12 protein-coding genes are annotated in these 13073 nt (G+C 70.8%); 7 read left to right on the top strand and 5 right to left on the bottom strand.

Annotated features, from left to right (window positions below):
* On the bottom strand, positions 1–345 hold the full coding sequence (locus ACFY60_RS11715) for a hypothetical protein (protein WP_388610368.1): 345 nt from the start codon (positions 343–345) through the stop codon (positions 1–3).
* A 139-nt stretch (positions 346–484) separates the two neighbouring features.
* Positions 485–1264 (bottom strand): GntR family transcriptional regulator, encoded by a 780-nt coding sequence (locus ACFY60_RS11710; protein ID WP_388610370.1) that lies wholly within the window; start codon positions 1262–1264, stop codon positions 485–487.
* Positions 1265–1282: 18 nt separating this feature from the next.
* Between ACFY60_RS11710 and ACFY60_RS11705 the strand changes: the two genes are divergently transcribed.
* Positions 1283–1750 carry an NUDIX hydrolase gene (locus tag ACFY60_RS11705; RefSeq protein ID WP_388610371.1) on the top strand — a complete coding sequence of 156 codons (468 nt, stop codon included), beginning with the start codon at positions 1283–1285 and terminating at the stop codon, positions 1748–1750.
* Between the two features lie 469 nt (positions 1751–2219).
* Positions 2220–3641: a hypothetical protein gene (locus ACFY60_RS11700; protein WP_388610373.1), complete on the top strand. Its 1422-nt coding sequence runs from the start codon at positions 2220–2222 to the stop codon at positions 3639–3641.
* A 1215-nt stretch (positions 3642–4856) separates the two neighbouring features.
* On the opposite strand, the gene ACFY60_RS11695 is transcribed toward ACFY60_RS11700, so the two are convergent.
* The gene (locus ACFY60_RS11695; RefSeq protein ID WP_388610374.1) at positions 4857–5390 is read right to left on the bottom strand and encodes an SMI1/KNR4 family protein; all 534 of its coding nucleotides are present in this window, start codon (positions 5388–5390) and stop codon (positions 4857–4859) included.
* Between the two features lie 278 nt (positions 5391–5668).
* On the opposite strand from ACFY60_RS11695, the gene ACFY60_RS11690 reads away from it, so the two are divergent.
* Together ACFY60_RS11690 and ACFY60_RS11685 are read left to right on the top strand one after the other, a co-directional pair.
* On the top strand, positions 5669–6361 hold the full coding sequence (locus tag ACFY60_RS11690) for an HAD family hydrolase (RefSeq protein ID WP_388610376.1): 693 nt from the start codon (positions 5669–5671) through the stop codon (positions 6359–6361).
* Positions 6362–6514: 153 nt separating this feature from the next.
* On the top strand, positions 6515–8563 hold the full coding sequence (locus ACFY60_RS11685; protein ID WP_388610377.1) for a restriction endonuclease: 2049 nt from the start codon (positions 6515–6517) through the stop codon (positions 8561–8563).
* Between the two features lie 57 nt (positions 8564–8620).
* Here ACFY60_RS11685 and ACFY60_RS11680 read toward each other — a convergent pair whose 3' ends face one another.
* Complete coding sequence (locus ACFY60_RS11680) at positions 8621–10009, bottom strand: NAD(P)/FAD-dependent oxidoreductase (RefSeq protein ID WP_388610379.1); 1389 nt, start codon at positions 10007–10009, stop codon at positions 8621–8623.
* A gap of 98 nt (positions 10010–10107) precedes the next feature.
* Between ACFY60_RS11680 and ACFY60_RS11675 the strand changes: the two genes are divergently transcribed.
* The 3 genes from ACFY60_RS11675 (at position 10108) to ACFY60_RS11665 (ending at position 11968) form a co-directional block, all read left to right on the top strand.
* Entirely contained in the window at positions 10108–11004 is an 897-nt protein-coding gene (locus ACFY60_RS11675; protein WP_388610380.1) for an aminoglycoside phosphotransferase family protein, read from the top strand.
* A 127-nt stretch (positions 11005–11131) separates the two neighbouring features.
* Complete coding sequence (locus tag ACFY60_RS11670; RefSeq protein WP_388610382.1) at positions 11132–11605, top strand: GNAT family N-acetyltransferase; 474 nt, start codon at positions 11132–11134, stop codon at positions 11603–11605.
* Positions 11606–11614: 9 nt separating this feature from the next.
* Complete coding sequence (locus tag ACFY60_RS11665; protein WP_388610383.1) at positions 11615–11968, top strand: hypothetical protein; 354 nt, start codon at positions 11615–11617, stop codon at positions 11966–11968.
* 39 nt (positions 11969–12007) lie between these two features.
* On the opposite strand, the gene ACFY60_RS11660 is transcribed toward ACFY60_RS11665, so the two are convergent.
* Positions 12008–13006: a zinc-binding dehydrogenase gene (locus tag ACFY60_RS11660; protein ID WP_388610385.1), complete on the bottom strand. Its 999-nt coding sequence runs from the start codon at positions 13004–13006 to the stop codon at positions 12008–12010.
* Between the last annotated feature and the right edge of the window lie 67 nt (positions 13007–13073).

Raw genomic sequence — 13073 nt, 5'->3', positions numbered from 1 at the left:
TCAGGCCGCCTTCGCTGCGGTGAGGGATGTGACGGCCACCGCGCGGAAGCTGATCCCGTGGCGCTTCTGGCCGTTGAACTCGTTCTCCCACGGCCGGGCGACGACGCCGGTCAGGGCGACCGGAGTGCCCATGGTCAGCTCACCGGAGATGCCCGTCTCGGGAACGGTCAGGTTCAAGATCTCCGCGTTCCCGTCCATGACAAACATGACGTCGATCGTCATCAGGGTCGCACCGGTTTCGCGGTCGGTGGCGAGCTCTCCGGTCTGCCGGTTCGCGATCTTCGGGGCCGGGGGCTGGGCCACCATCACCATGGCCGTGGAGGTGTCGACGGGGATCTGACGCACAGCGAATCACTCCTCTATAGAGGCTGGTCTCGTTCACTCCTGTATAGGAGTGACATGAAGAAGAGTGCAGCACTCCTGTATATGAGTCAACCCGCCGCGAAGAAGATTTCGCGACGGGCTGCGGGGAGTGGAGCGGACGTCAGTCCGTGGCGGGGATGCGGTACTGGAATACGAACTGGTCAGCGGCCATGAGGGTGTCGCAGACCTCGACCACGAGTCCCTCCTCGGTGACAGCGTTCCGGAGGAGGTGGATCACGGGAGCGCCAGGACTCAGCGCGAGTTCCGATGCCTCCGCCTTCGTGGCCGGCCGGGCCTGGAGCGTCTCGACGAACTCGGCGAAGACGTGGCCGTGGTCTTCGAGTCGGGCGTAGATCCCGCCGGGGCCCGGGTTCTCCTCGAACAGCTCGGGGATGTCCTTGACCACGTCCCACGGCAGGTAGGAGGAGGCGGTCTCGACCGGGGTGCCGTTCCGGAAGTACAGGCGGCGACGAGCGAGAACCTTCGTGCCAGCGTTGAGGTCCAAGCGCTCGGCGACCTCGGCCGGCGCTTCCATGGGGCCGATGTAGAGGACGCTCACCTTCGCCGTGGCGCCGGACTGCTCGGACTCGGCGAGGTAGGCGGCCTTGCCCCCGCGGCGGTGCGAGGCACGGAACCGGTCCGACGAGCGGAGTCGTACGGGTGGCCGGTCCTTCACGATCGAACCCTTGCCGTGCCGGGTCTCGACCAGGCCGCTTGCCCTGACCTCCACCATGGCCTTCCGGATCGTCCCGCCGGCGACGCCGTAACGGTCGACCAGCTCGGACTCGCTCGGCACCATGTCGCCCGGCTTCAGGACGCCCGCGCGGATCTGCTGGACGATCTCATCGGCGATCTGAACGTACCGAGGTACTGCTCGACCACCTCCTACTGGAGTTCCCACGGTCCTCTTCACTCTCCTATGCTCCTATACATGAGTAACAGCGCCCGCGAAGGCCAGTCAACGCCACTGCACTCCGTATCGGTGGCGGGGGCGGTCGTCCGGGAGGACGGGCGCCTCCTCGCGATCCGCCGAGCGGACAACGGGACGTGGGAGCTGCCGGGGGGAGTCCTCGAACTCACGGAGGCCCCGGAGGAGGGCGTCGTCCGCGAGGTCTGGGAAGAGACCGGCATCCGCGTCCAGGTGGACGAGCTGACCGGGGTCTACAAGAACACGACGCGGGGCGTTGTCGCTCTGGTCTTCCGGTGCACACCGGCGGGTGGCGCCGAGCGGACGTCCGACGAGTCGACGGCGGTTGAGTGGCTGACGCAGACGGAGGTTCAGGAGCGCATGGCCGAGGTCTTCGCGATCCGGCTGCTGGACGCCCTGGACGGGGCGGGGCCCCACGTGCGGAGCCATGACGGCAAGCACCTGATCACAGCGCGGTAAGACTTTCTCTACTTCATCAAGGCACCCGCCGCGCACAGCGCGGCGCGCGCGGCCCGTCGCCCGGGCCTGCGCTCCTGTCTCCGCCCCGCTCCAGCCCGGCCGCCGGCCGCACGCCTGACGGCTCGGGTTGATGGGCGACGAACCACGAGGTGGCCAAGGCGGTACGCGAGTGCGGCTCACGACGATGCCTCCGGCGGGGGCGCTCCGGCTCCGGGATGGCGGGGGCGCCGTACGCGGGTGCCGGCCGGTGGGGTGCTGAGGCGGGGAACTCCCATCCCGTCCGCCGTCGACCCAGGACAAGCCGAGCAGACACGGCACCGGGCGTCCAGGTCGTTCGTCCAGTTGGGCGCTCCACCTGGACGCCCGGCACCGCGCCTGCTCCACGGTGTGTGGGTCGACGGCAGACGGGATGGGAGTTGGGGGTAGTGGTGGGTCTAGTCGCGTAGGTCGTGCGTAAGCCTTCCGTGGCGTGATTACTCGCGCCAGAGCAGCTTCAACCCACGACTACCCCTACGACATCCTCAAATTCGCCTACGCGCCTGCCTTTGATGCTCTAGCATTCATCGTCACTACCAACTCTTACACATTGGAGATGGGGATCATGTCGGATGAAGCAAAAAATGAAAAGGCAACGCCTTTCGAGTCGGAAGATATCTCCAGGATTGCGCAGTGTCTCGGTCTGGCACATGTGGGCACAGATGGCGAATTTCTCATCTTTGACACTCTGGAAAAAAATGGAGCCCGGCAGCGAGACGCCGCTGTCCATTTTGATTCCGCCAAGAAGATCCTTGAGTCGATTGATCGAGGAGGGAGGAGAATGGAGGAGGCGGAAGGATGGCTTGATCCGGATAGGGGTTTCGCCGAGTTTGAGGTAAGAATGCAAGGACTTGGAGCGATGCGACCCTCCAGCATCGAAAAATTTGAATTCGACACTCGCCCCTGCCCCCACGAACACACCGCCGAGCCGCCACTCGCTTACGAGGAGAGTCGCCAATACGTTTCTGCCGTAATCCGCGTCACGTCGAGCGATGGCTCGACGTGCATCGAGATTTCTCCGAATACACTCCTTTGCCCCCCCTTGATACCTCTCGGCGCAGAATCAAAAGGGCGGACCCGCACACATGCAACCTTGAAGGTTTTTCTGGCGGGAGCTACGGAGCAGGTGGAACTCGAGCGCAGGTCCCGTGAGCTGGCCAACTCTTTCTTGTTCGAACTCAACGCCCGCCATAGGACTGTCTACTCGTTGCGCCCCAAGGTCGAAGTCCCTTCATACCGACGACGCGGCGTATCTATTAGCCATTCAGTTCGCTTCCCTCGCACACCCGTGCCGGATAACGTTGCCGCGCTCTTCTCCATCCCTAGCGATTTTGCGATGCGCGGCAATTTCACCCTGTTCTACCTGTCCTACTATCAGATCCTTGAGCACTACTTTCCCGCTGTCCACAGGAGGGACTCGGTTAAGAAAGTGCGCCGAATCCTGCGTTCCCTAGATTTCGACGAAGAAAAGGATGCTTCTGTACTGAAGATCCTCAACTCCGTGGAGCGGTCACACGGAGCTAGCGAGGCGGATCAGTTGCGCACCCTTATCGAAGAATGCGTACCCGAAGGAAAGCTCCAGGAATTCTTCGCACTCGACCATGGTGGCCACTTCGACAGGAACGGTCCTATATCTGGAGTCTCGGCAGTCAATCCCAAGAGTGGAGAGCCGTTGGCCTCGCAGGTGGCCAAGCGAATCTACAAACTCCGGAACAGGATCGTCCATGCGAAGGATGACGTCCGCTATGCCGAGTCCAAGGTTCTCCTGCCACTCAGTCACGAGGCGATGAAGCTCTACCCCGACATTGAACTCGTGCGGCTTTTGGCTATCGAGGCAATCGTGGATAATCGGTAATTGCGCCTGTTGCCCAGGGGGTCATATCGGCAGGAAGCTTGGCGATTCCTGGGTTCGCGAAGTATCGGCGTCAACCGCTAACTTCAGGCCTGCAGCAACCGAGGGATTCATGGATGGTCAGCGGCCTATTCGTGGACGACGGATGCGTACCGAGGGACTTACGCGTTCCTGACCAGCGGTAATGCATGGGAGGCACGCGGCCTCCGGAGCCGTTGCCGCGTGCTAGGTGGGTTCGCGCGCGGCCGCGCTGGCAGGGCGCTCTTGGCCGTCGGCGGAGCCTCGCCGTCGGTTGGGTCCCGGGCTTGCACCGGGCCGCCCCCGGGTAGAGCCAGGGATGCAGCTGCACTACCGAGCTGGGCACCTCGGAAGCCGCCCGCGCGCAGGCGGACCCTGTCCCGAGGCACTGACAGGCGCCGGCGAGGACCGTGCCACATCCGTGCCAGATCGTGCGGGGAACCACGGGGAACGAGGGGCGTGTTCGGGCTTTGGAGTGTCGATCAGCTCCCGCAGCTTCTGCGCAGGTCAGGTGCAAGACCGCCCTCCCGCTCTTGCAAAGAGGTTGTGAGCCCACGGCCGGGGGCGCCTACGGCGGGGGTCAGCAGCTCCCGGCTGACACAGTCTGGGCCTGCCGGTCGGCAACTCGACCGACGGACCCGGAACCATGTGCCCCACCGCGCCTCCGTGTGCGCCTCCCCAGCCAGCGAGTTTGGAGAGACGCTGCGAGCGTCCGTGCGGGCTCTTGGGAGGGAGAAGGACGTGACCCAGCCGAGGTGTGGGGCTCCGAAGAAAGGCGGGGGTCGGTGTACGCGACTGGCTGTCGTGGGCAGCGGTCAGTGCCACCAGCATCAGGGAGAGTGGACAGCCCGCGCACAGGCGGACCGGAAGAAGAAGGAAGCCGAAGCGAAGAAGCAGGAGCTTCGGAAGAAGAAGCGGTCCTGGTGGTGACCGACGGCTGACATCCACGGCTGACATCAACAGCGGTGGATGTGGGAGGTCGCCGACGGGCAGTAACGGCAGGTGAGCCCTCGGCCGTTGGCTGCGTCTGGTCGATCCGATCGAACTTGTAAAGCGGGGGTCGTCGGTTCGAACCCGACAGGGGGCTCCAGGGCGAAGACCCCCGGTCGATCACGGCCGGGGGTCTTCGACATCCACGGGCAACAGCAACACGGTTGAGATTTTTGGAGGCCGGGCGCCGGAGGAGCGTTGAGCCCACGTTCAACGGCACAGTCCCCTGATGATGTCGTCGAAGTCGGGGAACTCCTGTGCGGCCTCCGTGATGATCGCCGGTGCCGATGCCCGCCGGTCGGGAGCGTGCTGCTGAGCGATGGCCGCCAGGTCCTCGATGGGCTGAGGCGCCCAGTCAGGTTCGAAACCGTACGGGGTGGCGGCCTCCCAGGGGCCGAGGCCGTCGGCCAGCAGCCACAGGAAGGCGCCGAGGTCGCGGGCCACGACTCCGGCCTCTCCTTCGGAGCCCAGGAAGACGACCGGCTGGTCGACCAGCTCGCGCCCCGGGCGGATCAGCCAGAACGCCGCGTACCCGCCGGTGCCGTCCTGCCCGAAGACGCGGAACGCATCGCCGTTCAGGTCGTCGTTGCCCGTCCACGCGCGGAACCAGTCCGTCGTGTCCTCAGCGCTCAGGAAGGACTCGTACGGTTCGAAGTCCACACGGTCCTCGCCGGCGCGGTCGAGCCGGACCTTCATGGCGGCGGCGAGCGCGACGGGGAACTGGCGGTCGTCCTGCTGGATCATGCGCACAGGGTAGCGATCGGCCTGTGCACCGGCCCCGCCCGGACGCACGGCTGCCCACTGACGGCGGCGGTCGGTCGCAGCAGCCGCGGTCAGGATCGCCGGCCGAACACGGTCCCCGAGTCGGTCTCGGTGAGAAGGCGCACGTGGTGAATGGGCTTCGGCAGGGAAGGCGGCAGGTGGGAGTCCGGCGGAGGACTTCGGGGTCTCGGCTCGCGGCCGGGGCATCGGCTCGTGCCGCGCCCTGGGTGGCGCGGAGATCACCGGAAGGGACATCGACCGTGACGCACACCGACTCGCTCAACGAAACCCTGGCGAATGCCCGTGTCGTCCTCGTGGACTTCGACGGCCCCGTGTGCGATCTGTTCGCGGGACTGCCGGCCGCCGAGGTCGCGCGGGAGCTGGCCGGGCTTCTCGCCGCCCGGGACGGGGGCGCGGGCGCGAGGGCCGCCCGGACGGACGACCCCTTCGAGGTGCTGCGCATCGCGCACGAGGCCGGCGGCGAACTCGGCGAGGAGGTCGAGCGAGCCCTGACGGCCGCCGAGGTGCGCGCGGTCGCCGTCGCGGGGAAGCCGGTGCCCGGGGCCGCGGAGACGCTCGAAGCGGCCCGTGCCACCGGGCGGGGCGTCGCGGTGGTCAGCAACAATTCCGCCGAGTGCGTGCGGATCTTCCTCGGGCTGCACGGGCTGGACCAGTACGTGGCCGAGATCGTCGGCCGCCACTCCGCGCAGCCGCACCTGATGAAGCCCAACCCGTATCCGCTCATCACGGCGGCCGAGCGGATGAACATCGACGTCACCAGCTGCACGCTGATCGGGGACTCGCTCACGGACGTCCGGGCCGCGCACGCCGCCGGGGCCACGGCCATCGGCTACGCGACCACGCCGCCCGCGTACGAGGCGTTCACCGAGGCGCGCGCCGACGCGGTCACGGACAGCATGCAGGACGCCGCGGACGTGCTCGTCGCGGCGTAGCGACAAGGCCCGCGCCGCGACGACCCGGACGAAGCCCCGACCGTTCACCGGTGGGGGCTTCGGCGTTCCGGGTGAGGGGAGTGGGGGACGGGGTGGGGTCGGGTCCGGGAGACTGGAGGGGGTGAGGGGTGTTTCCGGGGAGGGGTGTGGTCGATGGGTCGGCGTTCCGGTGGGCTGATCGGGCTGTGGGCCGAGCAGCAGCGGGTGGCGCAGCGGCAGCGGGAGGGGCAGCAGCAGGCGGTCCTGCGGCAGCGGCGGGAGGCGGAGCGGGCGCTGCGGGCGCAGGAGCGGGACGTGGCGCGGATGCAGCGGGAGCAGCGGGCGGCGTACCGGCGGCACCGGGACGCGGACGCGCTGCGGCGGACGCGGGAGCTGGACGAGCGGGTGGCGGTGCTGGAGGGGTTGCTCGCGGCCGGCTGCCGGGAGCCGGGCTTCTCCGTGGAGTCGCTGCGGCGGCCCGAGGAGGTGGAGCCGTTCGCGCCCGGCCCGCTGGGGGAGCCGGTCGGGATGCCGGACCAGCGGGCGTACCACGGGTTCGGGGCGCGGGACCGGTTCGAGCGGGACTGGTACGCGGCGCAGGCGGCGGAGGCCCGGCGGCTGGAGACGCTGGCGGCGTACCGGCGTGAGTACGACGCCTGGGCGGCGGCCCGGCTCGCCGAGATCCGTACGCACAACGCGGGCATCGCCGGGACGGTGGCGGCGCTGCGCGAGGGGGACGCGGACACGGTGGTCGAGTTCTTCTCCGCCGTGCTCTACGCCTCGACCGCCTGGCCGGAGGGCTTCCCGCACGAGGTGTCCGCCGCGTACGACCGGGCCCGCCGCGAGCTGGTCGTCGACTGGGACCTGCCCGGGTACGAGGTGGTGCCCGAGGCCAGGGGCGTGAAGTACCTGCCCGGTACCGACCAGGACAAGGAGGTGCCCCGGCCGGTGACGCAGCGCCGGGCGCTCTACCGGCGCGTGCTGGCGCAGACCGTGCTGCTCGCGGTGCGGCAGGTGTTCGCGGCCGACCGGTTCGGGGCCGTGGAGAGCGTGGCGCTCAACGGGTACGTGGACGGTGTCGACCCGGCCACCGGGCTGGCCGCCCGGGTGTGCGTGGCGACCGTCGCCGTGGGCCGGCCGGTGTTCGACCGGCTGAACCTGGAGCTGGTCGACGCCGTGGAGTGCCTCACCGGGCCGCTCACGGGGCGGCTGTCGGCCAAGCCGGAGGAGCGGGTGGCGGTGCAGCCGCTGCGGCTGCCCGATCAGGTCGGGTCCGAGGTCGTCTCGCAGGGCGAGGGCGAGGAGCCCGACCTGCTGGCGATGGACCCGATCGCCTTCGAGGGGCTGGTGGCCGCGCTGTTCCGGGCCCGTGGTCTGCAGGCCGTGACCACGCGCCGGTCGAACGACGGCGGCGTGGACGTCGAGGCCCTCGACCCGGACCCGATCAGCGGCGGGTCGATCGTGGTGCAGGTCAAGCGGTACCGCAACACGGTGCCGCCGAGCGCCGTCCGTGACCTGTACGGGACCGTGCAGGGCGCCGGTGCCAACAAGGGCGTCCTCGTCACCACCTCGAAGTTCGGGCCCGGCTCGTACGCCTTCGCCAACGGCAAGCCGCTGACGCTGATCTCGGGCACGGAGCTGGTCGAGCTGCTCCACCGGCACGGGCTGCGAGGCCGGCTCGGGCCCGGTGCGCCGGCGGCCCCGGCGGCGGCGGTGTCCTCCCCGACCGAGGCCTCCGACGACTTCAACCTGCTCGGCATGGACTGGACGGGCGGGGTGGCGCTGGACGTCTGCGCCCTGGTCTGCGAGGGCGCCCGGGTCCTCGACGACGACTGGTTCGTCTTCTTCAACAACCCGGCCACGCCTGACGGTTCGGTCGCCATGGTCGCCGCCGCCCCGGGCGACCGGGCGGCGATCCGCGTCGGCTTCGACGCCCTGCCCGCGCGGGCCGACCGGCTGGTCCTCGTCGCGGCGGTCGACCCGGAGGTGAACCCGGACGCGGACCTCGGCGGCTTCACCGACGCGGGCATCCGGCTGCGGGACGACTCCGGTACGGAACTGGACCGGCTCGTCGTCTCCGACGGGCGGCAGGGCGAGACCGCGCTGGTCCTCGGTTCCTTCCGGCGGCGCGCGAGCGGCGACTGGGACTTCGTCCTGGGCGGGAAGGGGTACCGGGGCGGTCTCGCCGAGCTGGTGGGTGACTTCGGCATCGAGGTGGAGTAGGGGGTGTCACCGGCTCGCGGGCCCCGCGAGCCGGTGACACCCGCGGGCGACGCCCCGTCAGCGTCCGCTCAAGCGGTTGGCCAGGCTCGCCACCCGGTCCGTCGTCGCCGCGTGCGTCGTCGTCTCCCGGCGGTCGGCGGCCCGGTAGGCGGCGTACAGGGTGTGCACGCCCAGCCAGCGCAGGGGCTCAGGTTCCCACTTGCGGACCCGGTGGCCGACCCACGGCAGGGCCGTCAGGTCCGTCGGGCCGGACTGGCCCGAGTCCTGTTGGATCAGGTCGCGCAGGGTGCGGGCGGCGAGGTTGGCGGTCGCGACGCCCGAGCCGACGTAACCCCCCGCCCAGCCCAGGCCGGTGGAACGGTCGAGGGTCACGGTGGCGCACCAGTCGCGGGGCACGCCGAGGACGCCGGACCAGGCGTGGGCGATGCCGAGGCCCGCGAGCTGCGGGAAGAGGCGGACCAGGATGTCGCGGAGGTCCTCGACGGTCCGGGCCTGCGTGCGGCCGTCGTTGTCGGTCTTCGAGCCGAAGCGGTACGGGACGCCCCGGCCGCCCAGCGCGATGCGGCCGTCGGCGGTGCGCTGCGCGTACATGTAGGCATGGGCCATGTCGCCGAGGGTCTCGCGGCCGTCCCAGCCGATGGACTCCCACTGCGCGTCGGTGAGCGGCTCGGTGGCGATCATCGAGGAGTTCATCGGCAGCCAGGTGCGGCGCTGGCCGGAGAGGGAGGCGGTGAACCCCTCGGTGCAGCGCAGCACGTAGGGGGCGCGGACGGTTCCGTACGGGGTGACGGCGTGCTTCGGCCTGATCTCGGTGACCGGGGTCGACTCGTGGATCGTGACGCCGAGCGCCTCGACGGCGGCGGCGAGTCCCTGGACCAGTTTGACGGGGTGGATCCGCGCGCCGTGCGGGGTCCAGGACGAGCCGACGGCCCCCGCGACGCGGATGCGCCGGGCCGTCTCCCGCGCCCCGTACAGCTCGCGGTCCGTCTCCCCGAAGGCGGCCTCGGTGGCGTGGAAGGCCTTGAGCCGGGCCAGCTGGGCCGGGGTCAGGGCGACTTCGAGCACGCCGCCGCGGTGCTGGTCGGCGTCTATCTTCTCGGTGTCGAGGACGTCGAGGACCTCGGTGACGGTGGCGTTCATGGCCTGCTGGAGGCGGACGGCGGCCTCGTGCCCGTGGAGTTCGGCGTACCGGTCGCGGCCCGCGATGCCGTTGTAGAGCCAGCCGCCGTTGCGGCCGGAGGCCCCGTAACCGCAGAACGACGCCTCCAGGACGGTGATGTTGAGGAAGGGGACGGCCTTCTTGAGGTAGTAGGCGGTCCACAGGCCGGTGTAGCCGCCGCCGACGACGCACACGTCGGCGGTGGTGTCGCCGGGGAGGGGTTCGCGGGGCGCGGGGGCGCCTTCCTGCGCGTACCAGAACGATATGCCGCCGTTGACCGTGCTCATGTGTGTCCCTGCTTCCGGATGCGTGGCGGGAGGCTACCGCCGGGAGCGGGCCCCTGGATACGGGGACCTGTCCGGAAGGCACCCCTTAGCCTGGGCCGGTGATCCAGGTGCCGGAGGAGTTCGCGCGGGCGCAGGCGGCGTACAACGGGGCGACGGGACGGGCGTTCGTCGCCGCGCTGCCGGGGCGGGCGGAGGAGTCCCTGGGCCGCTGGGGCCTGCGGGTCACCGGGCCGCCGATGCACGGCGCGGCGTCCCTGGTGCTGCCGGTGGTGCGCGGCGGTGACCCGGCCGTCCTCAAGTTCCCGCTCCTGGACGAGGAGACCGAGGGGGAACCGGCGGCGCTGCGTGCCTGGGCCGGCGGGGGCGCGGTACGGCTCCTCGGCCACGACCCGGCGACGGGGACGATGCTCCTGGAACGCCTCGACGCCGGCCGGCCGCTGTCCCGGCTCCCCGACCGGCGGCGGGCGGTGGAGATCCTCGCCGATCTGCTCGCCCGGCTGACCGCCGCCCCCGCGCCGCCCGGACTGCGGCCCCTCGGCGGCGTCGCGGCCCGGATGGTGGCCGGCGCACCCGCCGCGGCGGTACGGCTCCGGTACGCCGGGGAAGCGGCCCTGCTGCGCGACTGGGCGGCGGCCGTACGGGACGTGGCGGACGAGCCGGGGGACCGGCTGCTCCACTGGGACCTGCACGAGGGCAACGTCCTGGCCGCCGCGCGCGAACCGTGGCTGGCGATCGACCCCAAGCCGCTCGCCGGCGACCCCGGCTTCGACCTGCTGCCCGCCCTTCGGGGCCGTACGGGAGCGGGGGAGCGGGCGGAGGTCCTGTGGCGGTTCGACCTCCTCACCGCCCGCCTGGGCCTCGACCGGGGCCGGGCGGCCGCCTGGACGCTGGGCCGGGTGCTCCAGAACGCGCTGTGGGACATCGAGGACGGCGCGCGCGTCCTGGACGCCGGGCAGGTGGCGCTCGCCGTGACCCTGTCGGCCAGGAGGGCGTGAGCCGGGTCTTCGGCCGGGAGGGCGTGAGCCGGGCCGCCGCCAGGAGGGCGCGAGCCGGGTCTCCCGCCGGGTGGGCGTGGCCCGGTGCCTCTGGTCAGGACGGCGTCCCCCGGGGCAGGCTGGGGCCATGATCCGTACCGCCGTTCCCGCCGACGTCCCCGTCATCCACCGCATGATCCGCGACCTCGCGGAGTACGAGAAGGCCCTCCACGAGGCCCGCGCCACCCCCGAGCAGCTCCACGACGCCCTCTTCGGCGACCGCCCCGCCGCCTACGCGCACATCGCGGAGACGGACACGGGCGAGGTCGCGGGCTTCGCGCTCTGGTTCCTCAACTTTTCGACCTGGCGCGGTGTCCACGGGATCTACCTGGAGGACCTGTACGTCCGTCCGGAGCTGCGCGGCGGCGGCCACGGCAAGGCGCTCCTGGCCGAGCTGGCCCGGATCTGCGTCGAGCGGGGCTACGAACGCCTGGAGTGGTCGGTCCTGAACTGGAACAGGCCGTCGATCGACTTCTACGAGTCCCTCGGCGCGCGCCCGCAGGACGAGTGGACGGTGTACCGCCTGACGGACGCGGCGCTGACGAAGCTGGGTTCGGTGTAGGAAGGGGGGATGGACATGGACATTCAGCAGCGCTCGGACATCCGGCAGCGGTTCGAGCGGATCACGGACTTCATCGAGGCGCGGCTCACGCCGCTGTTCGACCCCGAGAACGGCAAGGACCACGGCTTCGGCATGGACGACACCTCCCGGGCCCTGCGCGCGCTGCGCTACACGGTGCAGGCCGCTTCCGCGGTGAACGGTCTGGTGGAGAAGCGGGAGACGGCGCCGGAGCTGCGCCAGGTGGTGGACCAGGCGCTGGAGCACAACTGGGACGTGCTGCGCTCCGCCGCCCGGATGTGGGAGGACCACCCCGACTTCCTGAAGGAGTTCAAGGGCCACTCCTGGGACGTGCTCGGGGTCTGAGCCTCTCCCCGGCGCCGTACTCCCGGGTCCGGCGGGGTCTCAGGGGACGAGGACCACCTTGCCCATCGTGCCCCGGGTCTCCAGGGCACGATGGGCCCGCGCCGCCTCGGCGAGCGGGAAGGTCTGGACGGCGGGGCGGAGCGTGCCGTCGGCCGCGGCCTCGAGCGCGGCGCGTTCGAGGGTGCGGACGTCCCCGCCGGCCTTCCGGAGCATCACCGGTCCGAGGACAGATTCCGAGGTGATGCCGCGGTCCGCGAGTTCCGCGGGGGTGAAGGTGAGGGCCTCGCCGTCGTGCAGGCCCGCGCTCGACCAGCCGAAGACGAGGTGGCGGCCGCCCCTGCCGAGGAGATCGACGGCGGCGCGGCCGGTGTCACCGCCGACCGAGTCGAAGACGACGGTCGCGGTGCGCCCGCCCAGCTGGGCCCGGACCTTGTCGGCCCAGTCCGGTTCCGTGTAGTCGACGGCGAGGTCGGCGCCGTTGGCGCGGACGCGGGCGACCTTGTGGGGGCCGCCGGCGAGGCCGATGACGGTGGCGCCGGCGTTCTTGGCGTACTGGACGAGCAGGGTGCCGATGCCGCCGGCCGCCGCCGGGATGATCGCGACGGAGTCCGGGCCGAGTTCCGCGAACTGGAGGATGCCGAGGGTGGTGCGGCCGGTGCCGATCATCGCGACGGCCTCCGCCTCCCCCAGGTGGTCGGGGAGCGCGTGGAGGCGGGCGGCGTCGGTGACGGCGAGCTCCGCGTAACCGCCGGGGGCCATGCCGAGGTGGGCGACGACCCGCCGGCCGAGCCAGGACGGGTCGGTGCCCTCCCCGAGGGCGTCGACGGTGCCGGCGACCTCCCGGCCGGGGACGGTGGGGAGTTCGGCGGGGGCGGGGAACGGGCCCGTCATGCCCTCGCGCAGCGCCGTGTCGAGGAGGTGCACACCGGCCGCGGCGACCCGGACACGGACCTGGCCGGGGCCGGGCACGGGGTCGGGGACCTCCTCGTACGTGAGGTTCTCGGCGGGGCCGAAGGCGTGAAGGCGGATGGCGTGCATGACGTTCCCCTGTCGTCGGGCGGGCGTGTGCGTGCGCGGACGCGGGCGTGGGCCGGGCGCGGTTCCC

This window comes from Streptomyces sp. NPDC012827 (genome assembly GCF_042900905.1).
Classification (GTDB): Bacteria; Actinomycetota; Actinomycetes; order Streptomycetales; family Streptomycetaceae; genus Streptomyces; species Streptomyces gulbargensis.
Note: the sequence above shows the minus strand (reverse complement) of the source record. Positions and strands in the feature narration are given on the sequence as shown.